Below are 25,260 nucleotides of genomic sequence, written 5' to 3'. Positions count from 1 at the left end.
ACATGGGAACAAAATCAGTTTCATTTAAATTACCCACCAACTACAGCCCCGAATTGCTGCAAGGCCAAATTGCCAAAACACTTCGGATTAAGAACTTTTCGTACGAGCTGGAGACAAAAAGTCTGGATGCCCGGAACAAATCGAACATCCACTGGTTGGTAAAAGCCGTTGTATCATCGCCTGAAATTAAAGGCGATGAACAGGTTGAAAAAGAAAAGCTTGAAATACCTTACAGGAAAAGCAACAAAAAAATCGTGGTTGTTGGTAGCGGACCAGCCGGTTTCTTTAATGCTTTTGTATTACAGAAAGCCGGTTTTGATGTTACACTGATCGAACGTGGCTCGGATGTTACAACACGTGGCAAAGCCATTTCCAACTTTGAACGAACCGGAACTTTCAACGCACGAAACAATTACGCCTTTGGCGAAGGTGGTGCCGGAACTTTCTCTGATGGTAAACTCACTTCGCGCTCGAAACGCATATCTAAAGAAAAACAGTTTATCCTAACCAGTTACGTGGAAGCCGGTGCACCGGAAGAGATTTTATACATGACTCACCCGCACCTGGGAACCGACAACCTCAGAAAAATTGTGCAGAACCTCCGCGAAGCTTTTGAAAATCTGGGAGGCAAATTTCTCTTTGAAACAATGCTGAAAGATGTGCTAATTGCTAATTCTAAAGTAAAAGAGGTTATTACATCCAAAGGAAACTTGCCGGCTGATGCGCTTTTTATTGCTCCCGGTCATTCTGCTTTCGAAACCTATAAAATGTTGATCATAAAAGGCATTCCTTTCCGCACTAAAAACTTTGCCATTGGCAGCCGGATGGAACACACACAGGAAATCATCAACCGGGCACAGTGGGGAAAACCGCAACTTCCGGGCGTGAAAGCCGCCGAATACCGTCTCACTTCGCAAGCCGACGGTAAACATTCGGTTTTTTCGTTTTGTATGTGCCCGGGAGGCATGATTGTTCCGGCAGCTGCTTACGAAAATACCAACATCGTAAACGGCATGAGCTACTACAAACGCAACGGCAATTTTGCCAATGCTGCCTGCGTAGCCGCCATTCATCCTGATGAGCTGGCAGGCAAAACAGTTTCGCCCATTGAAGCGCTGGACAACCTGCAAAAACTGGAAGAGAGTTTTTATCAATATTCCGAAGGTTATGCTGCGCCTGCATGTTCTATCAACGACTTCCTGAAACAGAAAGGAAAAGGCACGCAGTTTGAAACCAGTTACCCGCTGGGTTTAAAACCGGCTCCGCTATGGGACCTGTTGCCCAAACCGGTTGTTGAGTCGATGCAGGTTGGTTTGCAGGAATTTATACGTAAAATGCGTGGTTTTGAGAATGGCAGCCTTTTAGGTTTCGAAAGTAAAACTTCATCACCGGTTCAGGTAATTCGCGATAGCAGTGGTTTATGCGAAGGATTCGATAATATCTACATTGTTGGCGAAGGCAGCGGCTATGCCGGCGGAATTATTTCGAGTGCCGCCGATGGCATTAAAGCGGCCATGCATTTCATCGAACAAGCATAATTGTAAACTTCCGGTTAATTAGAACGTCCTTTATTTAGATTGATTCTACAAGATCGAAAAATTAGTTAATTTTGTTGTCCTTAAATAATACGAAAAACATGGCAGAAAAAAATCTACCTTTTAGCAAAGAACAGCTTGAAAGCATTATTGAAAACCACCCTACTCCGTTTCATATTTACGATGAGAAAGCAATGATTGAAAATGCACGTAATTTCAAAAAAGCATTTTCGTGGAACGAAGGTTTTAAGGAATATTATGCAATTAAAGCCGCGCCAAATCCATACCTGATGAAGATTCTGAGAGAGGAAGGTTTTGGAATTGACTGTAGTTCTGTTGCTGAGCTGGAACTGGCCAAACGTATTGGAATGAGCGGCGATGAAATTATGCTGACTTCAAACGATACGCCGGCATACGAGTTTCAGCTGGCTAAAGATTTGGGCGCCATTATCAATCTTGATGATATTTCGCACATCGACTTTGTTGATAAGCATGTAGGATTGCCGGATACGATTTGTATGCGTTACAATCCAGGCAGTTTGAAAGAAGGTAATGTAATTATCGGACATCCTGAGGAAGCCAAATACGGTTTTACCCGCGACCAAATGATTGAAGGTTATAAAATCCTGAAAGAAAAGGGTGTAAAACATTTTGGTATTCACACCATGGTGGCTTCAAACGAACTGGAGTCGGCCTATTTTGTGGAAACTGCCGAGTTGCTGTTTAACTTGATCGTTGAGGTTTCCGAAAAAACAGGCGTGAAAATTGAATTTGCGAACCTGGGTGGCGGTATTGGAATTCCTTACAAACCGGGCGAAAAACCGGTTGACATGGAATTTGTAAGTGCTGGTGTGAAAAAATGCTATGATGATATTATTGTTAAAGCGGGACTTGCTCCGTTGAAAATATTCTTTGAATCGGGACGTGCCATTACCGGCCCTTACGGTTATTTGGTAACCAAAGTTCGTCACATTAAAAAAACATATAAAACCTACGCCGGTTTGGATGCCTGTATGACCAACCTGATGCGCCCTGCACTTTACGGTGCTTACCATCACATTACAGTAATGGGAAAAGAAAACGACGAGGCGAATATAAAATACGACGTAACCGGTTCGTTGTGCGAAAACAACGACAAATTTGCCATCGACCGCATGTTGCCGGAAATTGAGCAGGATGATATTGTGGTTATTCACGACACCGGAGCACACGGCCATTCAATGGGATTTAACTACAACGGAAAACTTAAATCTGCCGAATTATTACTTCGCGAAAATGGCGATGTGGCAGAGATTCGACGTGCAGAAACGCTCGAGGATTATTTTGCAACGCTCGACTTCGATGGCGTGAAAGACTTTTAAAAATTCATACTTCACAATAAATTAATGAGGCCGGGCGACAAAACCCGGCCTTTTTTGTATTTTTAAAAGCACACTAAACAACAAACGATGAAGATAGGATACGACGCAAAACGAGCATTTCTGAATACCTCCGGATTAGGCAACTACAGCCGGAATACTTTGAATGCCCTTCAGAAATATTTCCCCGATCACCATTACACTTTATTCTCCCCTGAAGTTAAAGCCGCAATGCTGGAAGAGCAAAATAAATTTGAGGTGGTAGTTCCGGAAAATGCGCATTCCGGATTTGTAAAAGCAATCTGGCGTTCGATGCAACTGAGCGACGAAATTAAGGATCACAATCTCGATCTGTTTCATGGGCTAAGCAACGAACTTCCCAAGGGAATTCACAAAACCTCCATCCCTACACTGGTAACTATTCACGACCTTATTTTTATTCGTTATCCTGAGTTTTACAAAACACTCGACCGCGCCATTTATTTCCACAAAACCAAATATGCCTGTAATGCTGCTACCAAAATTTTGGCCATCAGCCAGCAAACCAAAGACGATATTATCGATTTTGTAGATGTTGACCCGGAAAAGATTGAAATTCTCCATCAAGCAATTTCGCCGCTGTTTTTTGAGAATGCCAATACCGGAAAGATCAAGGAAAAATATAAACTCCCCAACGAATTTATTTTGGCCGTTGGTACAGTTGAAGAGCGAAAAAATCAGCTTTCGATAATTAAAGCACTGGTCGAAAAAAACATCAAGTTACCGCTGGTTTTGGTAGGTAATCCAACCTCGTATTGTAATGATATTCATAAATACATTGCCGAAAAGCAACTTCATAACCGGGTAATTTTCCTTAAAAATATTCCGGAAGCAGATTTGGCAGGCATTTATCAACTGGCACAATTATCCATTTATATTTCGGTATTCGAAGGCTTTGGGCTTCCGGTAATCGAATCGATGGCTTGTGGCTGCCCGGTAATTACATCAAACGCTTCTTGTTTGCCGGAAACCGCCGGCGATGCAGCTGTACTCTGTTCGCCACACAACATTGAAGAATTGGGCAACAACATTGAAAAGATACTTACCGACACCAATTTCCGTAAGGAATTAATTATGAAAGGGCGAGTCAGAGCCAATGAGTTTCAACCCAAAAAATATGTTGAAAAATTGATTTCTTTGTACGCCGAATTAATAAAGTAAGGGATTCAGATTCCCCTCTGTCGCTTCTTCAAAGCGCCTGTCCTCCGTCAGCTGACGGAGACAATCGAAACGAAGCGAAGATAGGGGGTCAAATGAAAGAAAAAAGTATATTACATGCACAACGATTTAAAAAAGGCGGTTGAAGTTTTAAAAAGCGGGGGTATCATTCTTTACCCAACCGATACCATTTGGGGCATTGGCTGCGATGCCACCAATGCTGAAGCTGTACAACGCATTTACGATATAAAAAAACGCGAAGACTCGAAAAGCATGCTGGTTTTAATGGAGAATCCGGCTTTGCTCGATCGTTATATCGATGAAGTTCCGGAGGTAGCCTGGGATTTGGTTGACGTAAGCACAACCCCACTCACTGTAATTTATCCCGGAGCAAAAAACCTGGCTGCCAATTTAATTGCCGAAGACGGCAGTATCGGTATTCGGTTTACCAAAGAAGAGTTTACGCGTCAGCTGTTGCAACGTTTTCGCCGGCCTATCGTATCAACTTCAGCCAATAAAAGTGGCGAAAAATCGTCGGTATTTTTTGATGAAATTTCGGAGGAAATAAAAGAAGCAGTTGATTATATTGTGGAATACCGGCAGGATGATCGTATGCCATCGAAACCATCAAGCGTAATAAAACTGGGGCCGGGCGGGCAAATCGAAATCCTTAGAAAATAAAACATACATATTCACGGGAGTTACCAACAATGATGAAAGTATTACAAACTTTCAGCTAGCTCTCTCTCATTCCCTCTCTTTGAGAACCTTAGATTTGCGAAGATATCTTTTGATGGACTTTCAGAAAAAAAGGCCACCTGATAAACAGATGGCCTGTAATATTTTTAATCCACTTAGATTACATACTTTTTACTCTGCCTGAGCCGGCTACCGACGCATCAACTCTGGGATTGCCTTTGTAATATACACTTCCCGATCCGGCGATTCGTGCTTTTAGCGAACCGTTTGATCGAACATTACAATTGCCCGATCCTGACGTACTAACAGTTACATCTTTGGCTTCAAATCCATCGGCTTTAAAGTTACCTGATCCCGAAATTGAAACAGAAAGTTCATCGGCAACTCCATCGCTTTCAATTTGAATATTACCCGATCCTGAGATGGCTCCTTTTACTTTATCAGATGTCAGGTCTTCAATTTCAATATTTCCGCTGCCACTAACAGCCAGGTCGATAATTCGTGCTTTAATCTCATCGGCTAAAATATCTCCCGAGCCCGAAACACCCAATCCATTTACATCCGGCACAGTGATATAAATATCTATTCTGCCGGGTTTGTAATTGCGCTGAAAAATGCTTTTTCCCGGAAAACGAATTATCAATTTACTTCCGTTTACTTCGGTAATTATTTCTTCAAGAGTCGACTGCTTTGCTTCTATCCGTACACTTTGCGGACTACCCTGCTGTAGATGTACAGTTGCCGGAATTCGCAAACTGATCTCCGAGAAACTTGACACATCACGTGTTTCTTCTTCGGCCTGAACGGTTGAGGCCATAAATAGACCCATTACAAAAAGGCTCAATACTAAAATTCTGGTTTTCATGCTTTTACTATTTAAATTTCTAATTCTTATTTTTCAATACCCGGAATAAAATTGGTGCATATAATTGGCTAATTCCAATGATCTTTCCGGCCAATATTATTATTACGTTTTAATGACGCGACAATTGGAATAAAGTTGCACACGCAACAAAATAATTGCACTTTTAAATTCATAAAGCAAGCATTTTATGAAACAGGAACATAGTGTACCGGTACAGATCCGGTTTAACGACATCGACCTGATGGGCCATGTTTACAATGCCAAATACCAGGAATTTTTTGATCTGGCCCGTCTAAAATATTTCGGAACAGTTTTAGGCGACCTTATTAGCTGGACACACAAAGGATTGATAATTGCCTCGGTAAAAGTAGATTACATGCAACCAACCTTTCTTGAGGATACCATCCATGTGCTTACTTCGGTGTCATCATTGGGTGAAAAAAGCCTTGAGATGACACAAGCTGTATACAAACAAGACAGTACAGAGCCGGTGGCAATATGTAAATCGGTAATGGTTTGTTTTGATATGAAAGCCAGGGTTTCGGAACCGATCCCGGATGTTTGGAGAAAGAAATTTGCAGATTTTGAGCCTGACTTAAACGTCGATCAGTCCGTCGGGTAAGTTTAAGGTTAGCGTACTTTCATTTTCGCTATATGAAACCAACATCTCTTCGTGAAACGGGATTAACAACTCCTCGCCCCTGTACGAAACCGTAAAAACAATATTTCCTGAGTAGTCATCAACTTGATCGATTATGCCAATTTCGCCTAGTTTGCTGTCAATTAACATCAGGCCTTCAAACATCGATTCGTTTTCTTCCTGCTCATCAATAATCTCGGAATGAAACAGGTAGGCACTGGCTCCGATCAGGCGTTTGGCGTATTTTTCGTCGTCAACCCAATCAAACTTTACAATTGCCGTTTTGGATGAACGGAATCGGAAACCATCTTGTTCAATGAAAAAAGGAACGAGCAAACCATCAAGTTCGACAAAAAAGCGGTCGCTATCTTCCACTGAATATTCAAACTGTTCGTCAAACTCCAGGACTACTTCGCCATGCACGCCATGCGTTTTTCTGAAGAATCCAACTTTTTGGCAATCGGTTTTTGGTATCGTTTCCATACTTCAAAAGTAAAGCATTTTCACTTGAAACGGTAGTTATAAGTAGAAAGTTCCAAAAATTTGCAACATAATTTTTTTCGAAAGAGGTGAAACGAAGACTATAAACACAAAAAACAATCGTGATTCCTGTGAATCAACAACTGTGATGAAAGCAATGCAAATTTTCAGCGAACTCTCCCTCATTCCCTCTCTTCTCCCGAAGAGTGGGACGATTGTGTCGAAGGCACAATCAGGGTGAGTCTACAAATTTTGAAGCAGATTTTGCTATAAATTGTTATTGTACTTTCAAAAAAAAACCATCCGTCAGCCGACGGATGGTTTTCTATAATAAGATGAGTTGTCTTTCTTAAGATTCCGCACCTTTTTCTTCTTCCGAAGCTTCCTCTTCAACAGCAGGTGCTTCAGCTTCAGGAGTTTCTTCAACTTCAGCAACTACTTCTTCCTCTTCAGCTACTTCTGCTTCTGCTTCTGCTTTTTCAGCAGCAGCGGCAGCGGCAACTTCAGCGGCTAATTCTGCTTCTCTTGCAGCAATAGCGGCAGCTCTTTCTTCGTTGACTTTCTTCTCAGCGTCCAGTTGTTTTTCAGCTTCTGCAGCGGCATCACCGGCCAAACGGTCGATTTTTGCCTGAATTTTAGCATCCTTTGCTGCAATCCAGCTTTCTAAACGTTTTTCAGCTTCAGCTTCATCGAAAGCTCCTTTTTTAACTCCACCCATCAGGTGTTTTTTGTACAATACACCTTTGTAAGACAAAATTGCTCTTACAGTGTCGGTTGGTTGTGCGCCTTTAACAAGCCAGTCGTAAGCTTTGTCAAAATCGAGATCGATAGTAGCAGGATCAGTGTTAGGATTGTACGTGCCAATTCTTTCAATGTACCTGCCATCTCGTGGCGCCCTGCTATCAGCTACTACAATGTGGTAGTATGCGTAGCGTTTGCGACCGTGTCGCGCTAATCTCATTTTTACTGGCATAATTCTATTTTTAAATTTTGAAAAATGTGGCGCAAAGATAGTATAAATTTCTGTTCCTGAAACTTTTGCAATACAATTTTCATAGTCGTTTCATTTCTTAACATCTGAACTCAGAAAACGACACCAAAATTAATTCTCGCCAGCCTGTGCTTTTGCAGCATCTACCATGTCTTCGTTAGCCGTAATGGTAAACTCTACCCTGCGGTTTTGAGCTTTTCCCTCTTTGGTATCGTTGGTTGCCCGTGGTTGCGATTCGCCCATTCCTACCGAACTCAAACGCGAAGCCACAATCCCATTTGATTTGAGGAAACTAACAACCGATGCCGCACGCTTTTCCGATAAGGTTTGATTGTACGTTTCGGCACCGTCGCTGTCGGTATGCCCAATTACCAGAATATCGGTATCCGGGTATTTATTAAATATCTCAACCAGTTTGCCAACATTTGCCTTTGAATCAGCTGTAAGATCAGAACTATCAAAACCAAAACGCACATCAGCATTTTCATCCAGAATTAACTGAATTCCTTCTTCGCTGCGAACCACCTCGGCACCGGGCATTGTTGTTTCAATTTCTTCGGCCTGTTTATCCATTTGTTTACCAATAATTGCACCGGCACCACCACCAACGGCAGCACCAACTAAAGCGCCTGCCGCACGGTTATCTTTTCCGCCAATTAAGGCACCTAAAGCAGCTCCAGCAGCTACACCGATTCCTGCACCTTTTTGCGAGCTGTTGGCATTTTGCAACGAGCTGCAACTATTCAAAAGTATTCCTGCCACAAAAAGGACAAGTACCAATAATGTTTTATTCTTCATAACTGTGATCTTAATTTTTTACGAATTGATAATAAATTGAAATGATGCTGCCCTCGAACGAAGCATCCTGTGCCAAAACAAATTCGGTCTCCGATTCAGAAATTAATTTAAGCTTATAACCGGCAGTTACATCTTTTGGCTTCACTCCATCGGGAATAAATTTCCATAAAAAGTAAATGTCCTGGCCATCTTCTTCCATAAACCATTTAATCGAATGGGTGGAGTTCACGCAGGCCACGTCCATAAACGAGTAGGTGCCGGAATTGTTATTGCTAACGAAGGTCCATTCGCTACCCTCGAAACAATCGGGCGATGCCTGGTTAAACAGCTCTTTAATTTCCACTTTGTTTCCCTGGTCGGTTGTAATCGACGACAATGTCCAGTTGCCTTTTAAACCTTTCTGCGAACTCCTTACTTGTTTTGTAGTGGTGCACGCCGCCAATAAAGCCACAAGCGCCAGCAATAGAAATGTTTGTTTCATGTTTATTCTTTTAAATTTTGTTTGTTTTTGAGAACGGAATTTTTGTGTTCGTACAAGTTACAATAATCATTTCTAAAACAGAAAAGGAGACACATTGTTGTATCTCCTTTTCTGTTTTTTTATGAAAAATTAGTGATACTATCACCCGGAGTGATCGTATCACTGGTTGGTTTAAATTATCTTTTTACATACTGCTGCTCGTAGTATTTCTGGTAGTCGCCCGAAGTTACATTCTCGAGCCACGCGGTATTTTCGAGGTACCAGTCGATGGTACGCTCAATACCTTCTTCAAACTGTAGCGATGGCTCCCAGCCCAGTTCGTTTTTAATCTTTGTGGCATCAATAGCGTATCGTAAATCGTGCCCGGCGCGGTCTTTCACATAAGTGATCAGTTTTTCCGATTCGCCTTCAGGACGGCCCAGCTTTTCATCCATTTTGCGGCACATTACCCGAATCAGGTCAATGTTGGTCCATTCGTTAAAACCACCAATATTGTAGGTTTCGCCAGTTACGCCTTTATGGTAAATTACATCGATGGCGCGGGCATGATCAACCACCCAAAGCCAGTCGCGCACGTTTTCACCTTTACCGTAAACCGGCAGCGGTTTGCTGTTTTTAATGTTGTGAATAAAAAGCGGAATCAATTTTTCGGGAAACTGAAACGAACCATAGTTATTCGAGCAGTTAGAAATTACCGCCGGCACACCAAAAGTATCGTTATAGGCACGTACAAAATGATCGGAACTGGCCTTTGATGCCGAGTACGGACTGTGCGGATCGTAAGCTGTTTTTTCGGTAAACATTCCTTCCTCGCCCAACGAGCCGTAAACCTCATCGGTTGAAATGTGGTAGAAACGTTTGCCTTCAAAATTATCCTTCCAGATATGTTTTGCAGCATTCAGCAAATTAACCGTGCCAATAACGTTGGTGAAAACAAACTCGGTCGGGTTCGAAATCGAACGATCAACATGCGATTCGGCAGCCAGGTGAATCACCCCGTCGAACTGACGTTCTTCAAACAGTTGCTGAATAAACTCACTGTCAACAATATCGCCCTTTACAAATTCGTAATTGGGCTGGTCTTCAATATCTTTTAAATTATTAAGATTACCGGCATAGGTTAGTTTATCGAGGTTTACAATTTTGTAATAGGGGTAGTTATTTACAAATAAACGAACCACGTGAGATCCGATAAAACCAGCTCCACCAGTTATAAGTATTGTCTTGCTCATCTTTAATTGTTTTGAAAATCAAAAGTAGACTTTTCGCCAGATATAGAAAAACACTTCAACAAGAAAAAGATAAAGGATGACGCGGCACATACCAAGGTTGACTCTCAATCAACTTTGGTTGGTTCGCAATCAACCTTGGTTGGAAAGCAACCAACTAAGGTTGTCATGGAATTTACTTAGGATGGAAGGCTATCAACTATGGTTGGCAGGCAATCAACCATGGTTGATATATAATCATCTTAGGTTGATAAGAAATCAACCTAAGTTGGCAAGCCTCCAACTAATGTAGGCAAGCAATCAACCAGAGTTGGAAGACTTTCAACCCCAGGGATTGTCTTCTTAAACTATTTCCGCAGCTTTTTAATTTGTGTCACCAAAGTAGCATCCTTTCCCAGCAAACCGGTAAACAATTCCACCGTTTTCGAAGCCAGGGAATAAGACTCAAGCAATGATAGCTGCGCTTTTTTTGTTGCATCCTTCGCCTGAGCCATCGCTTCAATCTGTTTTTCTTTATTCATCATAGCTTCGGCATAGCTGGCTTTTAATTCTTCAATCCGCTCGCTTGGATCGAATCCTGCAGCTATCAAAACATCTTTGTTAGTTTCGGTGAAAATGGTGATTTGTTTAACAAAATCGCGTTTACGTGCGTCGGTAATGTAGGCCATTCTTATTGATTTTGGGTTTTACATCGTGTAAATTTGAGAAGTATCAGCTTATAAATGTAGTCAATAAAAATTCTATATTTATGTCACCTAAATTAAAAAATTAATGAGATTTAAATCTAAACCGGAACTTTTTACAGGGATTACAAGCGGTATATCAATAATCTTTCTGTTATCTTTCATTCAATTCTTATTCTTAAAAATTAATCCTTTTACTTTTCCAACCCTGGCACTATCCATCGTGTTTGGTGGAATTACCGGATTTTTTATTGCGCTTCTGATTAACAAGAACCAGAAAAAAAACAGAAGCATACAGGAAAGTGAAATTAAATTCAGAACACTGATTGATTTGTCGCTCGATGGAATATATGTGGAGAATGAGCGTGGGGAAATTTTGGATTGTAATACCATGGGGCACAAAATGTTTGGTTACTCCCGCGAAGAGATGCTACAGCTGTCGATAAGAGATCTGGTTCCGGATGAATTTGCTAAAATGCTGCCCGATATAATTCCGGAAGAAATGGCAACGGGTGAGGTGTATGTGGAACGTGTAAACAAAAAAAAGGACGGGACGATTTTCCCGACCGAGATAAACACCAAATTTATTAACCTTAACGGAGATAAACGTTTGATCGTTTATGTAAGAGACATCACCGAGAGGAAAAAAGCAGAGAATGAACTGAGAGAGCTTATCGCCTCAAAAAACAAATTGTTTTCGGTTATCGGGCACGATCTGAGAGGCTTTTACGCCAATATCTTTGGTCTTTCGGACATATTACTTTCCGACTCGGGATTGGGAAAAGAGAAAGATCAAGAATTTATTTCGCATATTCAGCAATCGGCGAAGCAAGCCGATGAACTGCTTCTGAATATACTCGACTGGGCTACGCTCGAAACCAACCAGATTAAATTTAATCCTGTTCGTGTATCGCTGAATAAGATTATTGAGGTCGTAAGCCAACAGGTTTCTAGCAGAGCCGAGTTAAAAGGTGTGAATATTATCAATCAGGTACCTGACGATCTTTCGATTTATACGGATAAAAGATTCCTACAGCCCATTCTGCGCAACCTAATGGCCAATGCTATTAAATTTTCGTTTGAAAAGGGGAATATTTATGTTGATTGCCAAATAAACGAAAACGGTACACCAGTAATTTCGGTTAAAGATGAAGGAACAGGAATGAACCCGGATCAGTTGAAGAATATTTTTAAAGAAGACACTGCCGAAACGCTGCCGGGAACCGGGAATGAAAAAGGGACAGGCCTTGGACTAAAAATATGCAAAGATTTTACCGAAAAACTTAAGGGTAATATTTATGTTGAATCAGCTACCGGAAAAGGAAGTACCTTTTACATAGAACTGCCACAGTCGGAATAAACAAACGGAAAATGAACTACCTCGCAGCAAGCTATTGAGGTATCAATACGGAGCGTAGTTTAATAACGATGAAAGCATCGGAGTATTATCTCATTTATCCCGATACGCTCCGCTACCGGGATTAGTTCGACCATCAAATTACAGTTCGTTTCTCTCCTGTACTTTGGGTCTCACTAAATAAAATCGCCGGGTAACGCTGCATAAGCTGCAAGTCGCCCGGCGAAATGTATGCAATTATGATTGTCTTACTTTATTCCACGCACTTTTTTCTCCCAGTTCCAGGCCGAAAGTAGCGTTTCTTCTGTTCCTTTTTCAGCTTTCCAGCCCAGTTCTTCGTTTGCAAAAGTAGTGTCGGCCCAAATCTTTTCGATATCGCCTGCACGACGACCAACAATTTTGTAATTCAGTTTAACACCGGTTGCTTTTTCAAAAGCGTTTATTATTTCCAGCACTGAAAGTCCGTTTCCGGTACCCAGGTTAAAAATTTCGTAATTCTTTTTGTTTTTGCCTTCCAGCAGTCGCTCAATAGCAACAACGTGCGCTTTGGCCAAATCAACCACGTTAATGTAATCGCGAACGGCCGATCCGTCCACCGTATCATAATCATCGCCAAAAACTTTTAGCTCGTCGCGTAATCCGGCAGCTGTTTGAGTAATAAAGGGCACCAGGTTTTGTGGTACGCCCAGCGGCAATTCACCAATCAGTGCTGTTGGATGTGCCCCAATCGGGTTAAAGTAGCGCAGTGCAATTCCTTTTAATTGCGGGAAAGCGGCAATGCTGTCGCTTAAAATATCTTCGTTCACACGTTTGGTGTTTCCGTATGGCGACTCGGCATCTTTGCGTGGCGTATCTTCGGTAACAGGCAACACATCAGGCTGGCCGTAAACTGTACACGACGACGAGAATACAATATTTGCCACATTGTATTTTAACTGGCAATCCAGCAGGTTCATCAACGACACCAGGTTGTTGCGGTAGTACAACAAAGGTTTTTGCACCGATTCGCCAACTGCTTTCGAGGCTGCAAAATGAATAATTGCCTCGATATTGGAATTACGGCTAAAAAATTCGTCGGTTTTTGCAGCATCGGCCAAATCAAACTGTTCGAATGCCGGTTTTATTCCTGAAATTTTTTCGATGTTATCCAGTACCTCAATACTTGAATTTGAAAGGTCGTCGACAATTACAACATCGTAGCCCGAATCCTGTAATTCAACAACGGTATGCGAACCAATGTACCCGGTTCCGCCTGTAACTAAAATCTTTTTTGCCATTACTTTTATTGATTTAGCCAGCAAAAGTAGAAAAAAACAATGCAGAAATCTATCGTTTACCTGCTTAAGGAGCAGGCTTTTGTAAAAACTTAATTTTTGGGCAGTTGGAGTTTACTTTATGTTTTGTAATTTTACCGTCTAAATTCATTCAAGTGAGCTTCGGAAAAGAAATATACACACTTCTGTTACAGCACGATATTGTAATCATTCCCGGGTTGGGTGCTTTTGTTTCGGAATACAAGCCGGCAGAGATTAGCGATGAGAGCGACGAGATTAAACCTCCGTCGAAAACCATTTCGTTTAACGGGCAACTAAAAAACAACGACGGATTACTGGTTGGCCATATTGCCGAGAAACTGCATATATCGCATTTTAATGCATTGGTTCGTATTGAAAAAGAACGCGACGAGATGCTTTTTAAACTCGACAAAGGCGACAAGGTTTTTGTTGAAGGAGTGGGTACACTTTCGCACAACGAACAGGGAGAAATTGTTTTTGAAGCATCGGAAGAAGAAAATATGCTGCTCGATTCGTTTGGCCTTGGTGCCATGTCGATAAGCGAACCGGAGCCTGTTGAAGAACCGGAAGAAGAAACAGAAGAAATACCAGAAGAAGAAACATCTGTTGATGCAGAAGAAGAACCGGAAAATGAGCCAGAAGTAACAGAACCTGAACCACAAGATGAACCCGTTGCGGAAGAGCCGGTGGTTTTAGAGCCGGAGATTAAAGAAGAAAAACAAGCAGTTCTAACAAAGGAAAAAGAAGTAAAAAAGAGAAAGCCGTGGCTGTTTCTGCTCATAATTATTCCTTTACTTGCCGTTTCTGTTTTTATTTATTTGAAAGGATTTAACAACACCAATGGAGACGAAGAAGAAATGCTGCCTCCAACATATACTATCGAAGAATCGAAGGCCGCAATGGAGACAGCCGTTGTTGATACGGTCGCAACCGACACCTTATCCATGACCGAAGAAGAAACAGCTTTGGCTGCCGACACCACACAAAATATTCCCGAAGTTGTTGAAATGCTGCCTGAAGAACAGGACTCGATTAAGTATTACCTGGTTGGCGGAAGTTTTTCGGTAAAAGAAAATGCCGATAATTATTTGCTCGAGTTGCAGCAAAAAGGGTACGAAGCTTTTCATGTTGGGAAAAAAGGTCGTTTCTTTATTGTAGGTATTGCCGGCTATAAAACTTTTAGCGAGGCCGATGCTGCTAAGGTGAAATATATGGAAGACAATCCGGGGTCGGAAGTTTGGGTTTACAAAAAATAAACTTTTACACTTATCTCAAATAATTGTAAAAGACTAAAAAAAAGTAATGGATTGTTAGAACAAAGCAACAATTTAATTAATATTGGGTTACTATTTAACAGTTAATCCATTAAAATAATAAAAGACTCAACGCTAATTAAAAACTGTAATTATGAATATAGCGCTCTGGATTATCCAAATTATTATTGCAGCTCTCTTTCTTACTACAGGTTCACTGAAACTTGTTTTGACTAAAGACAGCCTAATAAAAGTTTTCGAATGGATCGAAGATTTCACTGAACAACGACTGCGATTAATTGGTGCGTTCGAGGTGCTGGGCGGCTTAGGACTTTTCCTGCCAGGCGTTTATTCTACTCTCGAAATTTTAATCCCGATAGCGGCCATAGGGCTTACCATTATTATGGTTATGGCCACCTTTGTGCATTCAAAAAGAAAAGAAACAAAAGACCTGATATTTAATATCATCGTTTTGGTTCTGCTCTTGCTTGTTGTTGCCGGCCGATTATTTCTGGTTAGACTATAGCACACTTCCCTGATTCTTACTTATTCTTTTTTTTGATTTTATCGTTCAGCTAAATTTAAAGCTGTGCGCATTAAACTATTATGGTTACGCTTCGTACATAATGAAACCATTTTGAACATAGTAATAACCAAAAAAACGAAAGTTATGCCTAACAGCGTTTACAAAATTGTCGAGCTGATTGGAAGCAGTCCCGTTTCGTGGGAGCAAGCAGCACAAAATGCCATAAGCACGGCATCAAAATCATTGCGCGATTTACGAATTGCAGAAGTGTGCCAAATGGACATTCATATTACCGAAGGTGAAATTGAATGTTATCGTGTAAAACTAAAAGTATCGTTTAAGTACGAAAACTAATCAGTTGCAGAAAACATTCCCCAAACGAATACGCTTGAAGCATCCGAAACAATTCCCGGAGTAGCTTTCGGGAAACAAATGGTTTTGGCTGTAGCGCCAATAGAATTTATTTACAAATCAACTTCAAAAAGGAAAGTTGTTAAACTCCCGGATTGTTGTCCTATTCCAACATGTTAGCTATGGCTGTGTTAACCACTTCATCGGGCAGATCGTTTTGCACGGTTACATAACGCACTTCACCTCCCGCCTTTTCAGTTTGAAATAGATTGGGCACCGCCACATAAAGCGCCACCAGATCATCCCAGAGCTGCAGATGCTCTGCTTGCATTCGCGAAACAATCTCCGGATGTTGGTGCACCCAGGCAATCTGTTGTGCATACTTGGAGTTTGCGTTTTTGATCGTTTTTAGGTATGCCTCATCAACATTGTAATGATCGGTGTTATTCCCTACCACTTCCAGCGGAATGTTCTTTTGCTTGAAATAAGTGTAACTCTCCGGCGACACCGATTCATTAAAATCGGTATCGATATACGGATTATTGTACCAAACAATTCGTTCGATTTTGTCAACATATTCCGGATGTTGTTCTACCAATTCGGCATAAGTCTTAAGTGAACCCAGTGCCACCAAAGTAATTTTTTCGGGACAATCCTTCAACACCGATGAAATCAATTCTGTCGAACGGATTTTAGGTGAAGTAGATGACTCTCTTTCCTCCGATGCCCATTTTATTTTTTGTGTGTACGCAGCCCAGGACGGCAAATCTTTATCCAGTCTTTTATCCAATCCAACCGGAATTCCCTCGTAATGCAAAGCCGCAAGCAATTGGTGCACCTTAACAAAAATGGTATCGGGAGCCAGTGTTCCCTGCGAGCAGGTGATGGCTAAAACGCGCGTATCATTTTGCGCCAGAAACATTGAAATCGCCCGCATGTCGTCAATCGCACCATCGGTATCAATTATTACGTGGTATTTGGGTTTGCCGGAATGCGCCGACACAAATGCATTACAAACAAGGCTTATCAACAACAGTGCTAAAATCTTTTTAAACATGGGCGAACGGTTATTTAGATTGACTAATGTATTGAATATTTTGAACATCATTTACTTTAGAAATCTCAGCGCGGAGAGAATTCATATAAAACGAACGCTAACAACGCTGATTTAACTGACACGCGCAGATTGGAAACCAAAGAAATACGCTCTACAAAAAAAGCGCTAAGCGCTTAAATCCGCTAAGCGCTTATCTCGAATATCTTTTTCAAGCTGTGATTTCGTCTTCTTTATTTAACAGCAGCTTTTTGGCTATACAATTTTAATGGTTTCTCCCATTATTTCGAGCACATCGCCTTTCACCAGTTTGGCTCTTTTTCTGAACTCGGGCTCACCGTTGCGGATAACTTCGCCATCTTCGACAATGATTTTTGCATGGCCGCCCGTTTGCGCAAATCGCAAAAGCTTTAACAGTTTTACCAGTTCAATATATTCGGTGCTCAGCTGAAATTCGCGCATTATATTCCAAGTTTTGATTTTACCGCATCAGGAATGGCATCTTTATGCACCATAATTCCGATGGTTTTCAGGCGCACGTAATCTTCGGTCATATGCAGGTAACCACCATAAGCGTTACTTTCGGCACCCCACGAGTTTTTGGTGTAGAAACAATCTTTTCCATCGGCATCTTTCGATAAACCTACCAGGTGCATCAGGTGGTCGTCGGTTGTTGTGCGGTCGTAAAACGTTTTCTGGCGTTCTTCCTGATCCACTTTTCCCTGTAACTTTTTCGGCACATCGGCTTTTCCCTTTTTGTGCACAAAAGTTTCTTCGCTGGTGTCGCCGTCCCAGGCAATACTATAACCGTTGTTCAGTGCATAATACATAACCTCCAATAATTCATCGATTGGCAGATTGTAGTATGATTCGTGCGCCCAGTTATCAGGCACTTCAACAACACATTGTCCGTAAAACGGGTGATGACTGAACGAAGTAAGCTCCACATAGTCATCCGCATTTATTTCAAATTTATCGCGAAGTTCCAATGCCGAATATTTTTTGCCTTCCAGCTCCACTTTCTCCGGCAACTTGCCCAACTCGTTTTTTAAGGCCGACTTCAATGCTTTTAAATCGGACACATCCATTTGGCCTCTTTTCTCCTTGTCGATTTTATCCGTTTCATCGCGAAGCTCTTTAATCAAAGCCGAGTGGTTGTATTTACCATCCTTCTGAATTCCGGGAAATTCATCGTATAACATTACGCCCTGGTCGGCCACCACTTTTAAAACATCGTGCGACAAACTTCCTTCTCCGAAATTGTTTTTACCGTGATAAAGCAGGTACTGAAACGCCTTGTTTTTATAGTTGTAATACACAAAAAACATTTCCGACAAATTGGTTTCGGGAAATCCTTTGCGCATAATCTCCGATTCCAAAAAACTGGTAGTAGCAAAACTCCAGCAGGTTCCTGTGCGTCCCTGGCTGATAACCGGTGTATGCTTCACCTCTTTTACGATGGTAAAATCTTCTTTCTCTCCCTCTGCGTAAACAGCTGAAACCATAAGTAGTAACGCTGCTAACATTGACAATAATTTCATAATAGTGCTTATAAATTTTTTAATTCTTCTTTTAACTTTTTTGTAAGGCTCGCAACAATCAAATCATACGATTCGTCGATCATTTCAGCCATCAGTTTTGACGGAACTGTTCCGTTTAATTCGATGGTATTCCACATTTGTTTGTGCAAATGATAGCCCTCGTAGATCGCCGGAAATTGTGCCCTTAGCTCAATATTTTTATCCGGATCGTTTTTTAAGCTTACCCGGTGATCATCGAGGCCCAGCAAACAAAACATCTTGTTCATCACCTTAAAAACCAATGTGGTTTCATTAAAAGGGAAACTTTCGGTAACTCCCTTTTTCCGGATGCAATACTCGCGGATCTCTTCAATATTCATGATACCTTCTTTGGAAAGCCTAAAAATAGTAGAATCGGGAAGAAATAAAAATGATGTGGTGGTTAAAAATTGAATGTTAATTATTCTTTCTTCATTCACCCCACTGTCTCACCGTGTTCGACATCTCCCCTCGAGGGGAGAACTAAAGAGGGGTGACTTTTGAATAATCCTGAATTTTCGCCACTTTACATCGTCGGATAAAATGCATCTTTAAAATGCTCCAGCTCATGGCCTTGCTGAAAGAAAATAACAGTAATTACATCGAAACGGGTGTCCAGTTCGCTCTCGTGTTCGATAATATAGGCATCGGCCGCTTCAACAATGCGTTTAATTTTGGAGTTGGTTACTGCTTCCGATGGGTGTTCGTATCGTAATCCCGACCGCGCTTTCACCTCTACAATAACCAGCTCGTCACCATCCTGCGCAACAATATCAAGCTCCAAATGCCCGTGGTACCAGTTGGTGGCTTTAATCTCGTAACCCAGCTTTCGAAGATAATCCTGTGCCAGGCCCTCAGCCAAATCACCTAATTCGCGTGTTGATACCATGTAATACTGCGTTTAAAGTTCAGTGTTCAAGGTAATAGTATTAAGGCAAAAGTACAAAGGAGAAAAGCAATTTTACAATTTAGCCGTTTGTCAATTCTTTGGTTCTCTCACCATCTCAGTGCTCAATCTCTCATCCATCTTTTTCAATCCAGTTGATTTTACCACAGAGTTACTCCGAGAAGTAAAAGAGTTGCACCGAGGGAAAAAAACAAACGGTTTTGAGCTACAATTTATCAATTTTACAATTCAGTAATCACCTTTATCCTCTCGCGGGTTCGATTCTCATAATCTCACACTTTCAGTGCTCAATCTCCTTTCAATCTCAACCTGGTTCCGCTTACAGCAACTTCCAGTTCCCAATCGCGGCCAAAAGCAAGTGCCAGGTTCTTTTTATCGTGTCCTCCCGGAAATCCGTAACAAACCGGGTAGTCAAACTCTTTCACTGCTTCGGTAAAAATCTCATGCACCGTTTGCCCAAAAGGCGATTCATTGTCTTTCATATCCGTATAATCACCCAAAATCAATCCGGCCAGATTATCCAGTTTGCCACTTAATTTCAGTTGATGAACCATCCGGTCGGTATGATACAAAAACTCGTCAATATCTTCCAGAAAAAGGATTTTACCGGCCGTATCAATGTCATATTTAGTGCCGCTTAAACTGGTAACTATCGACAAATTTCCACCAACCAATTGTCCCGACGCTTTACCCTGACGATCAAACTCAGTGGAAGCAATATTGTAACTGATCCCCTCGCCTTTTAGCAGCGCCATCATCGAGGTGAGATCTTCTTTTGGTTCGCCTTTGTCATCAAAAAAGTAGCGCGGCATCACTCCGTGGATTGTAGGAATTTCAAGATTATGCAGGCGCGAATGCAAAATGGTAATGTCGCTAAAACCTACCAGCCACTTTGGTTTTTTAAGGAATTTCGAAAAATCGAGCCGATCGATGATACGCACTGTTCCGTATCCGCCACGAGAGCAGATGATGGCGTCGCAATCGGGATCGTCAAGTGCTTCCTGCACATCGGCAGCACGTTGTTCGTCAGTTCCGGCAAACTGGAAATGTTGGGCGAAAACGTGTTTGCCCAATTTTACGGTGTAGCCTTGTTCTTCCAACCAGTTAACAGCTGGCATAACATGTTTTTCATCAATTTTTCCGGCCGGAGAAACGATTCGGATTATTGAGCCGGGTTGTATGGGTTGTGGTGTAATCATAAATTTTATCTGAAATAAGGTGATTGACATTTAAATCAATCAAAAATACAAAGTAATTGGCAAACAACATTAAAGAGTTAACAGCTCAAACAGTTCGTCCACATCCTCCACAAAATAATCAGGATTGGCAGCACTTAAATCTTCCTCTTTTCCAAAACCGTAACCCACTGCAATGGTAGAAATTTCGTTTTCGTTACCGCCTTCAATATCATAAACCGTATCGCCAACCATTACAATTTCTTTCGACGGCACCAGTTGTTGCATGGTTAGTACATCAGCTATGATCTTATTTTTCGTGGCCTTTTTTGCATGATAATCCGCCCCCTTCAACTGAATAATGTAGCGATCCATTTCAAAATGCTCGATAATTTTGTTGGCATACTTTTCCAGTTTGGCAGTGGCCACATACATTCGTTTTCCCTGCGCGTCCAACTCGGCCAGCAACTCCATAATACCATCGTACGGATCATTCTGGTGCCAACCGTGTTCGCCATAATATTCACGGAAATAATCAACCGCCAGTTTTGTGTCGCGTTCGTTCATTCCAAACTGCGTGCTAAACCCCCACTGCAGCGGAGGTCCGATAAAAGTATCCAGAATATTCTCGTGGTAACCGTCTACCTGCATTTGCTCCAGCGCATATTTCAGCGAGTTTTTTATGCCCAGCGTATTGTCGGTAAGCGTACCGTCGAGATCGAATATAATGTGTGAAAATTGTGCCATTCAACTAAAATTTTTGCGAAGGTAATAGTTTTAAATTTGCTCCCTGAATTTTGTTATCTTTGCAGCCCTAAAATCAGTTAAAAATGGAATCGCCAGAAATGATAAAATTCGAGGCGTGAGAAATTTTAAAACCGGAGTCTACTGAAGTAAATGAGGATTTTAAAATTTTATAACAACGAAGAAGTTTGCATTTATCGCGATTCCGCCAAAATAGAATTATGAGTAAGTTCAAACGTACCCTAATTACCACAGCACTACCTTATGCCAATGGTCCGATCCACATCGGTCACCTGGCCGGAGTTTATGTTCCTGCCGATATTTATGCACGTTACCTTCGCCTGAAAAACGAGGATGTAATTATGATTGGCGGATCTGACGAACACGGTGTACCCATTACGCTGAAGGCTAAAAACGAAGGCATTACACCACAGGATGTGGTTGACCGCTTTCACGGAATTATTAAGGATTCGTTCGAGAAATTTGGTATTTCGTTTGACGTTTACTCACGCACAAGTTCTCCGGTTCATCACGAAACTGCTTCTGAGTTTTTTAAGAAATTGTACGACGAAGGTAAGTTTGTTGAAAAAACATCAGAACAATATTACGATGAAGCCAACAACCAGTTTTTGGCCGACCGTTATATTATTGGTACCTGCCCAAAATGTAGTTTCGAAAAAGCTTACGGCGACCAGTGCGAAAGCTGCGGAACTTCTTTGAGCCCGACCGAGCTGATCAATCCAACTTCAACCATTAGCGGGAACCAGCCGGTTTTAAAAGAAACCACACACTGGTACCTGCCGCTCGACCAGTATGAACCGTGGTTAAAAGAATGGATTCTGGAAGGCCATAAAGAGTGGAAGACCAACGTTTACGGTCAGTGCAAATCGTGGATCGACAGTGGTTTAATGCCACGTGCCGTAACCCGCGACCTCGACTGGGGTGTGCCTGTGCCTGTTGAAGGCGTTGAAGGCAAAGTGCTTTACGTTTGGTTTGATGCACCTATAGGTTATATTTCAGCAACAAAAGAATTGACCGAAGACTGGGAAACTTACTGGAAAGATCCGGAAACCCGCATGTTGCACTTCATCGGAAAAGACAATATTGTTTTCCACTGTATCATTTTCCCAAGTATGTTGAAAGCGGAAGGAACATTCAACCTGCCTGAAAACGTGCCGGCCAATGAGTTCCTGAACCTTGAAAACGATAAAATTTCAACTTCACGAAACTGGGCGGTTTGGTTGCACGAGTACCTGGAAGAATTCCCGGGTAAAGAAGATGTGCTGAAATATGTATTGACTGCCAATGCGCCGGAAACTAAGGACAACGATTTTACCTGGAAAGATTTCCAGAACCGAAATAACAACGAGTTGGTAGCTGTGCTCGGCAACTTTGTAAACCGCGCACTGGTACTTACGCAGAAATATTACGAAGGCGAAGTTCCTGCCCGCGGAGAACTGACCGACCACGACAAGGAAACACTTGCCGAAATTGCAAACATTAAAGGCGAGGTTGAAAAGAGTATCGACAGTTTCCGTATTCGCGAATCGCTGAAAAATGCAATGGATCTGGCGCGTTTGGGTAATAAATACCTGGCCGACGAAGAGCCCTGGAAAGTGATAAAAACCGATGCTGAGCGTGTAAAAACAGTTATGAATATCTGTTTGCAGATTACCGCCAACCTTACCATTTGTCTGGAGCCATTCCTTCCGTTTAGCATGGATAAACTACGTGGCTTCCTGAATTTGGAGAAAATGGATTGGGTAAAACTGGGCGAAACTGATTTGTTACCAACAGGCCATAAAGTAAACAAGCCGGAATTACTTTTCGAAAAGATTGAAGACAACGTAATCGAGGCACAACTGCAAAAACTGGCCAACACCAAAAAAGCCAACGAAATAGCAGAAGCCAAAGCAGCGCCAGCAAAAGAAAACATAGAATTCGACGATTTTGCAAAAATGGACGTTCGTGCCGGAACCGTAATCGAATGCGAAAAAGTAGCCAAAACCAAAAAGCTGCTGAAGCTAAAAATCGACACCGGAATCGATCAAAGAACTGTTGTTTCGGGTATTGCCGAGTATTACCAGCCCGAAGAGTTGATTGGAAAACAGGTTTCTATTTTGGTAAATCTTGCACCGAAAAAATTGCGTGGTATTGAATCGCAGGGAATGATCCTTTGTGCTGAAAATGCTGACGGAACGCTGTCAATCGTTTCGCCGGATAAGGCTGTTAAAAACGGATCAGAAATACGCTAACCAATTCCCGGATGAAAATCCTCAGGACCGACTCAACAAACAAAGACTTCATTCAACTGGTGAAACAGCTGGATGAATTACTGGCAGCAATGGATGGTCGTGAGCATGATTTTTATAATGAGTACAACAAAATCGACAGCATAAAACATGTAGTTGTTGCTTACAATGGTGCTGATCCTGTAGCCTGTGGAGCCATAAAAGAATTTACATCCGACACCATGGAAGTAAAACGTATGTTCACCTGTTCCGAATTTCGGGGAAACGGATTTGCCACAAAAGTTTTAAACGAACTGGAAACCTGGGCCGAAGAACTGAGCTACGATTACTGCATCCTGGAAACCGGGAAAAAGCTTCCTGATGCAGTTAGGCTGTACCAAAAGAGTGGTTATGAACGTATCCCAAATTACGGACAATACGTTGAAATGGAAAACAGTATTTGTTTTAGAAAGCAACTGATGAGATAAAGATAGTCGTGCCAACTATTGTTGGCGCGCTTCCGTAAGCTGCAGTACTGCTTAACGCAGATCGGCAACTTACTCAACATATACAACCGTTCTTGTACGCAGGAACGGTTTTTTTATGAATAATTGAAATCAGACAATCACAAAGAACAATACCACCAAAATAAGCAGCATAAACAGGATGAACTGGTTGCGGACAAACAATCCCAAGAGAATAAGAATCTCCACCTCTTCGTTCATTGGTGTTGCCAGTTCAATTGTTCCTTTGTCTTTTGAAATGAATTCGTGCGAGGTAAAAGTGACAATTTCTTGTCCGTTGTATTTCCAGCTCCAGCGCGATTGCCAGAAGTTTTTTATTTCCAGTTCAAAACGTTTACCGTTTATCAACACATCGCTACGCGGGTTAAATATATTTACCATTACCATGGCCAGCAGCGATTTACTGTTTCCGTCGTAGATCTCCAGTTTCGAAAGAAAAAACTCACGATTAAGCGTAAAATAGCGGCCATTAATAATAGCCTGCGCTTGTGAACCAATCATGCTTTCCCAATCAATGTTTCCAACTTTCTCATCGCCCTGCATGATCTCCAGCTTCGTCCCAAATATTTGCTTACTCCATCTTAGCTCTTCCATTCAAAATATCCTCCGTTTCAAGAAACGCAATTTATAAAAATTAGCAGGAATAATTAAAATGAATTCTGCAGCTTCATTTCATTTTTACAATCTTTAACGAAAAAACCGGCTCCTTTCGAAGCCGGCTCAAAGTCATGGTAAATCTATACTTAAATGTCAAAGCGTATTGTTGCAATCAAGATCTATTCGCCTGATTTTTATTCAGGAATAAGCACTTTATCAATTACATGTATTACTCCGTTTTTCCCTTTAATGTCGGCTGCAATTACATTGCTATCGTTAATTTTTATTCCTTCCGAAAGGTCGACTTTAATTTTCCCGCCATTTAATGTTTTCACTGAAGTGTTCGACAGATCGCCCGACATTACTTTACCCGAAACAACATGATAAGTTAAAATTGGGGTCAGTTGATCAGCTGTAAGATCCTCAACACCTTTCACTCCCAAAGTGGCAAACAATGTTTTGAAAGCGTCGTTGGTCGGTGCAAATACGGTAAACGGGCCGTCAGCACTTAAAGCTCCTGCCAGGTCGGCTTTTGTTACCGCTTCTACCAGGATTGAAAAATCAGGATTTGAAACGGCAATTTCTACTACTGTCGACGACGATGTGTCGTCACTACTCTTGGCTTCTGAGTTTAAAGTCAAACCGAAAGTCATTACTGCCACCAGGGCGATCGAAAAAATTTGTTTTACTGTTTTCATGATATTTAATTTTAAAAATTATTTCTACGTGTA

The 25,260-nt window shown here is 41.6% G+C and carries 28 protein-coding genes; 11 read left to right on the top strand and 17 right to left on the bottom strand.

Annotation, left to right across the window (positions count from 1 at the left end; all coding sequences use genetic code 11):
* The first annotated feature begins 2 nt into the window (after positions 1–2).
* The 4 genes from G4420_RS16260 to G4420_RS16245 all read left to right on the top strand — a co-directional run bounded on the left by G4420_RS16260 (position 3) and on the right by G4420_RS16245 (position 4,771).
* Complete coding sequence (locus G4420_RS16260) at positions 3–1,538, top strand: NAD(P)/FAD-dependent oxidoreductase (protein ID WP_163324994.1); 1,536 nt, start codon at positions 3–5, stop codon at positions 1,536–1,538.
* Between the two features lie 98 nt (positions 1,539–1,636).
* On the top strand, positions 1,637–2,896 hold the full coding sequence (locus tag G4420_RS16255) for a diaminopimelate decarboxylase family protein (protein ID WP_163324993.1): 1,260 nt from the start codon (positions 1,637–1,639) through the stop codon (positions 2,894–2,896).
* 87 nt (positions 2,897–2,983) lie between these two features.
* Positions 2,984–4,093 (top strand): glycosyltransferase family 4 protein, encoded by a 1,110-nt coding sequence (locus tag G4420_RS16250; RefSeq protein WP_163324992.1) that lies wholly within the window; start codon positions 2,984–2,986, stop codon positions 4,091–4,093.
* Positions 4,094–4,207: 114 nt separating this feature from the next.
* The gene (locus G4420_RS16245; protein WP_163324991.1) at positions 4,208–4,771 is read left to right on the top strand and encodes an L-threonylcarbamoyladenylate synthase; all 564 of its coding nucleotides are present in this window, start codon (positions 4,208–4,210) and stop codon (positions 4,769–4,771) included.
* A 178-nt stretch (positions 4,772–4,949) separates the two neighbouring features.
* On the opposite strand, the gene G4420_RS16240 is transcribed toward G4420_RS16245, so the two are convergent.
* Complete coding sequence (locus tag G4420_RS16240; RefSeq protein WP_163324990.1) at positions 4,950–5,654, bottom strand: head GIN domain-containing protein; 705 nt, start codon at positions 5,652–5,654, stop codon at positions 4,950–4,952.
* 187 nt (positions 5,655–5,841) lie between these two features.
* On the opposite strand from G4420_RS16240, the gene G4420_RS16235 reads away from it, so the two are divergent.
* On the top strand, positions 5,842–6,276 hold the full coding sequence (locus G4420_RS16235; RefSeq protein WP_163324989.1) for an acyl-CoA thioesterase: 435 nt from the start codon (positions 5,842–5,844) through the stop codon (positions 6,274–6,276).
* Here the strand turns inward: G4420_RS16235 and G4420_RS16230 are convergent.
* From G4420_RS16230 to G4420_RS16205, 6 genes are all read right to left on the bottom strand, one after another.
* Positions 6,250–6,777, bottom strand: coding sequence for a ribosome maturation factor RimM (locus tag G4420_RS16230; protein ID WP_163324988.1), 528 nt, complete (start codon positions 6,775–6,777; stop codon positions 6,250–6,252). The genes G4420_RS16235 and G4420_RS16230 overlap by 27 nt on opposite strands.
* A 346-nt stretch (positions 6,778–7,123) precedes the next feature.
* Entirely contained in the window at positions 7,124–7,747 is a 624-nt protein-coding gene (locus tag G4420_RS16225) for a 30S ribosomal protein S16 (protein WP_163324987.1), read from the bottom strand.
* 129 nt (positions 7,748–7,876) lie between these two features.
* On the bottom strand, positions 7,877–8,563 hold the full coding sequence (locus tag G4420_RS16220; protein WP_163324986.1) for an OmpA family protein: 687 nt from the start codon (positions 8,561–8,563) through the stop codon (positions 7,877–7,879).
* A gap of 10 nt (positions 8,564–8,573) precedes the next feature.
* Positions 8,574–9,044, bottom strand: a complete 471-nt coding sequence (locus G4420_RS16215) for a lipocalin family protein (protein ID WP_163324985.1) — start codon at positions 9,042–9,044, stop codon at positions 8,574–8,576.
* A gap of 176 nt (positions 9,045–9,220) precedes the next feature.
* A complete protein-coding gene (rfbB, locus tag G4420_RS16210) occupies positions 9,221–10,276 on the bottom strand; it encodes a dTDP-glucose 4,6-dehydratase (protein ID WP_163324984.1) in 1,056 nt (351 codons plus the stop codon).
* A gap of 344 nt (positions 10,277–10,620) precedes the next feature.
* Positions 10,621–10,941 (bottom strand): hypothetical protein, encoded by a 321-nt coding sequence (locus G4420_RS16205; RefSeq protein ID WP_163324983.1) that lies wholly within the window; start codon positions 10,939–10,941, stop codon positions 10,621–10,623.
* Positions 10,942–11,044: 103 nt separating this feature from the next.
* Between G4420_RS16205 and G4420_RS16200 the strand changes: the two genes are divergently transcribed.
* Complete coding sequence (locus G4420_RS16200; protein WP_163324982.1) at positions 11,045–12,316, top strand: PAS domain-containing sensor histidine kinase; 1,272 nt, start codon at positions 11,045–11,047, stop codon at positions 12,314–12,316.
* Between the two features lie 245 nt (positions 12,317–12,561).
* Here G4420_RS16200 and galE read toward each other — a convergent pair whose 3' ends face one another.
* Positions 12,562–13,590: a UDP-glucose 4-epimerase GalE gene (gene galE, locus G4420_RS16195; RefSeq protein WP_163324981.1), complete on the bottom strand. Its 1,029-nt coding sequence runs from the start codon at positions 13,588–13,590 to the stop codon at positions 12,562–12,564.
* Positions 13,591–13,742: 152 nt separating this feature from the next.
* Between galE and G4420_RS16190 the strand changes: the two genes are divergently transcribed.
* The 3 genes from G4420_RS16190 (at position 13,743) to G4420_RS16180 (ending at position 15,741) form a co-directional block, all read left to right on the top strand.
* On the top strand, positions 13,743–14,864 hold the full coding sequence (locus G4420_RS16190) for an HU domain-containing protein (RefSeq protein WP_163324980.1): 1,122 nt from the start codon (positions 13,743–13,745) through the stop codon (positions 14,862–14,864).
* Between the two features lie 151 nt (positions 14,865–15,015).
* Positions 15,016–15,387 carry a DoxX family protein gene (locus G4420_RS16185; protein WP_163324979.1) on the top strand — a complete coding sequence of 124 codons (372 nt, stop codon included), beginning with the start codon at positions 15,016–15,018 and terminating at the stop codon, positions 15,385–15,387.
* 144 nt (positions 15,388–15,531) lie between these two features.
* Positions 15,532–15,741: a dodecin family protein gene (locus G4420_RS16180; protein ID WP_045031599.1), complete on the top strand. Its 210-nt coding sequence runs from the start codon at positions 15,532–15,534 to the stop codon at positions 15,739–15,741.
* 160 nt (positions 15,742–15,901) lie between these two features.
* Here G4420_RS16180 and G4420_RS16175 read toward each other — a convergent pair whose 3' ends face one another.
* The 7 genes from G4420_RS16175 to G4420_RS16145 all read right to left on the bottom strand — a co-directional run bounded on the left by G4420_RS16175 (position 15,902) and on the right by G4420_RS16145 (position 21,180).
* Positions 15,902–16,795: a nucleoside hydrolase gene (locus G4420_RS16175; RefSeq protein ID WP_163324978.1), complete on the bottom strand. Its 894-nt coding sequence runs from the start codon at positions 16,793–16,795 to the stop codon at positions 15,902–15,904.
* Positions 16,796–17,047: 252 nt separating this feature from the next.
* Positions 17,048–17,254, bottom strand: a complete 207-nt coding sequence (locus tag G4420_RS16170; protein WP_163324977.1) for an RNA-binding S4 domain-containing protein — start codon at positions 17,252–17,254, stop codon at positions 17,048–17,050.
* The gene (locus G4420_RS16165; protein WP_163324976.1) at positions 17,254–18,318 is read right to left on the bottom strand and encodes a C1 family peptidase; all 1,065 of its coding nucleotides are present in this window, start codon (positions 18,316–18,318) and stop codon (positions 17,254–17,256) included. The genes G4420_RS16170 and G4420_RS16165 overlap by 1 nt, the downstream gene beginning before the upstream one ends.
* Positions 18,319–18,341: 23 nt before the next feature.
* Positions 18,342–18,692 (bottom strand): MmcQ/YjbR family DNA-binding protein, encoded by a 351-nt coding sequence (locus tag G4420_RS16160; protein ID WP_045031590.1) that lies wholly within the window; start codon positions 18,690–18,692, stop codon positions 18,342–18,344.
* Positions 18,693–18,877: 185 nt separating this feature from the next.
* The gene (locus G4420_RS16155) at positions 18,878–19,240 is read right to left on the bottom strand and encodes a YraN family protein (protein ID WP_045031588.1); all 363 of its coding nucleotides are present in this window, start codon (positions 19,238–19,240) and stop codon (positions 18,878–18,880) included.
* 305 nt (positions 19,241–19,545) lie between these two features.
* The gene (locus tag G4420_RS16150) at positions 19,546–20,457 is read right to left on the bottom strand and encodes a S66 peptidase family protein (protein ID WP_163324975.1); all 912 of its coding nucleotides are present in this window, start codon (positions 20,455–20,457) and stop codon (positions 19,546–19,548) included.
* A gap of 69 nt (positions 20,458–20,526) precedes the next feature.
* On the bottom strand, positions 20,527–21,180 hold the full coding sequence (locus tag G4420_RS16145) for an HAD hydrolase-like protein (protein ID WP_163324974.1): 654 nt from the start codon (positions 21,178–21,180) through the stop codon (positions 20,527–20,529).
* Between the two features lie 218 nt (positions 21,181–21,398).
* Between G4420_RS16145 and metG the strand changes: the two genes are divergently transcribed.
* Together metG and G4420_RS16135 are read left to right on the top strand one after the other, a co-directional pair.
* Entirely contained in the window at positions 21,399–23,432 is a 2,034-nt protein-coding gene (gene metG / locus G4420_RS16140) for a methionine--tRNA ligase (protein WP_262888335.1), read from the top strand.
* A gap of 11 nt (positions 23,433–23,443) precedes the next feature.
* Complete coding sequence (locus G4420_RS16135; protein WP_163324973.1) at positions 23,444–23,896, top strand: GNAT family N-acetyltransferase; 453 nt, start codon at positions 23,444–23,446, stop codon at positions 23,894–23,896.
* 129 nt (positions 23,897–24,025) lie between these two features.
* Here the strand turns inward: G4420_RS16135 and G4420_RS16130 are convergent, their stop codons facing one another.
* Positions 24,026–24,526 carry a hypothetical protein gene (locus G4420_RS16130; RefSeq protein ID WP_163324972.1) on the bottom strand — a complete coding sequence of 167 codons (501 nt, stop codon included), beginning with the start codon at positions 24,524–24,526 and terminating at the stop codon, positions 24,026–24,028.
* A gap of 197 nt (positions 24,527–24,723) precedes the next feature.
* Positions 24,724–25,227: a fasciclin domain-containing protein gene (locus G4420_RS16125; RefSeq protein WP_163324971.1), complete on the bottom strand. Its 504-nt coding sequence runs from the start codon at positions 25,225–25,227 to the stop codon at positions 24,724–24,726.
* Positions 25,228–25,260: the final 33 nt, after the last annotated feature.

Source organism: Draconibacterium mangrovi, from assembly GCF_010586825.1.
GTDB lineage: Bacteria > Bacteroidota > Bacteroidia > Bacteroidales > Prolixibacteraceae > Draconibacterium > Draconibacterium mangrovi.
The sequence above is the reverse complement of the archived record's forward strand: the minus strand, read 5'-3'. Positions and strand labels throughout refer to the sequence as shown.

What these genes read in the sequence shown, in the direction of transcription:
- G4420_RS16260 (WP_163324994.1), top strand. Translation starts at nt 3, where the DNA reads ATGGGAACAAAATCAGTTTCATTTAAATTACCCACCAACTACAGCCCC.
- G4420_RS16255 (WP_163324993.1), top strand. Translation starts at nt 1,637, where the DNA reads ATGGCAGAAAAAAATCTACCTTTTAGCAAAGAACAGCTTGAAAGCATT.
- G4420_RS16250 (WP_163324992.1), top strand. Translation starts at nt 2,984, where the DNA reads ATGAAGATAGGATACGACGCAAAACGAGCATTTCTGAATACCTCCGGA.
- G4420_RS16245 (WP_163324991.1), top strand. Translation starts at nt 4,208, where the DNA reads ATGCACAACGATTTAAAAAAGGCGGTTGAAGTTTTAAAAAGCGGGGGT.
- G4420_RS16240 (WP_163324990.1), bottom strand. Translation starts at nt 5,654, where the DNA reads ATGAAAACCAGAATTTTAGTATTGAGCCTTTTTGTAATGGGTCTATTT.
- G4420_RS16235 (WP_163324989.1), top strand. Translation starts at nt 5,842, where the DNA reads ATGAAACAGGAACATAGTGTACCGGTACAGATCCGGTTTAACGACATC.
- G4420_RS16230 (WP_163324988.1), bottom strand. Translation starts at nt 6,777, where the DNA reads ATGGAAACGATACCAAAAACCGATTGCCAAAAAGTTGGATTCTTCAGA.
- G4420_RS16225 (WP_163324987.1), bottom strand. Translation starts at nt 7,747, where the DNA reads ATGCCAGTAAAAATGAGATTAGCGCGACACGGTCGCAAACGCTACGCA.
- G4420_RS16220 (WP_163324986.1), bottom strand. Translation starts at nt 8,563, where the DNA reads ATGAAGAATAAAACATTATTGGTACTTGTCCTTTTTGTGGCAGGAATA.
- G4420_RS16215 (WP_163324985.1), bottom strand. Translation starts at nt 9,044, where the DNA reads ATGAAACAAACATTTCTATTGCTGGCGCTTGTGGCTTTATTGGCGGCG.
- rfbB (WP_163324984.1), bottom strand. Translation starts at nt 10,276, where the DNA reads ATGAGCAAGACAATACTTATAACTGGTGGAGCTGGTTTTATCGGATCT.
- G4420_RS16205 (WP_163324983.1), bottom strand. Translation starts at nt 10,941, where the DNA reads ATGGCCTACATTACCGACGCACGTAAACGCGATTTTGTTAAACAAATC.
- G4420_RS16200 (WP_163324982.1), top strand. Translation starts at nt 11,045, where the DNA reads ATGAGATTTAAATCTAAACCGGAACTTTTTACAGGGATTACAAGCGGT.
- galE (WP_163324981.1), bottom strand. Translation starts at nt 13,590, where the DNA reads ATGGCAAAAAAGATTTTAGTTACAGGCGGAACCGGGTACATTGGTTCG.
- G4420_RS16185 (WP_163324979.1), top strand. Translation starts at nt 15,016, where the DNA reads ATGAATATAGCGCTCTGGATTATCCAAATTATTATTGCAGCTCTCTTT.
- G4420_RS16180 (WP_045031599.1), top strand. Translation starts at nt 15,532, where the DNA reads ATGCCTAACAGCGTTTACAAAATTGTCGAGCTGATTGGAAGCAGTCCC.
- G4420_RS16175 (WP_163324978.1), bottom strand. Translation starts at nt 16,795, where the DNA reads ATGTTTAAAAAGATTTTAGCACTGTTGTTGATAAGCCTTGTTTGTAAT.
- G4420_RS16170 (WP_163324977.1), bottom strand. Translation starts at nt 17,254, where the DNA reads ATGCGCGAATTTCAGCTGAGCACCGAATATATTGAACTGGTAAAACTG.
- G4420_RS16165 (WP_163324976.1), bottom strand. Translation starts at nt 18,318, where the DNA reads ATGTTAGCAGCGTTACTACTTATGGTTTCAGCTGTTTACGCAGAGGGA.
- G4420_RS16160 (WP_045031590.1), bottom strand. Translation starts at nt 18,692, where the DNA reads ATGAATATTGAAGAGATCCGCGAGTATTGCATCCGGAAAAAGGGAGTT.
- G4420_RS16155 (WP_045031588.1), bottom strand. Translation starts at nt 19,240, where the DNA reads ATGGTATCAACACGCGAATTAGGTGATTTGGCTGAGGGCCTGGCACAG.
- G4420_RS16150 (WP_163324975.1), bottom strand. Translation starts at nt 20,457, where the DNA reads ATGATTACACCACAACCCATACAACCCGGCTCAATAATCCGAATCGTT.
- G4420_RS16145 (WP_163324974.1), bottom strand. Translation starts at nt 21,180, where the DNA reads ATGGCACAATTTTCACACATTATATTCGATCTCGACGGTACGCTTACC.
- metG (WP_262888335.1), top strand. Translation starts at nt 21,399, where the DNA reads ATGAGTAAGTTCAAACGTACCCTAATTACCACAGCACTACCTTATGCC.
- G4420_RS16135 (WP_163324973.1), top strand. Translation starts at nt 23,444, where the DNA reads ATGAAAATCCTCAGGACCGACTCAACAAACAAAGACTTCATTCAACTG.
- G4420_RS16130 (WP_163324972.1), bottom strand. Translation starts at nt 24,526, where the DNA reads ATGGAAGAGCTAAGATGGAGTAAGCAAATATTTGGGACGAAGCTGGAG.
- G4420_RS16125 (WP_163324971.1), bottom strand. Translation starts at nt 25,227, where the DNA reads ATGAAAACAGTAAAACAAATTTTTTCGATCGCCCTGGTGGCAGTAATG.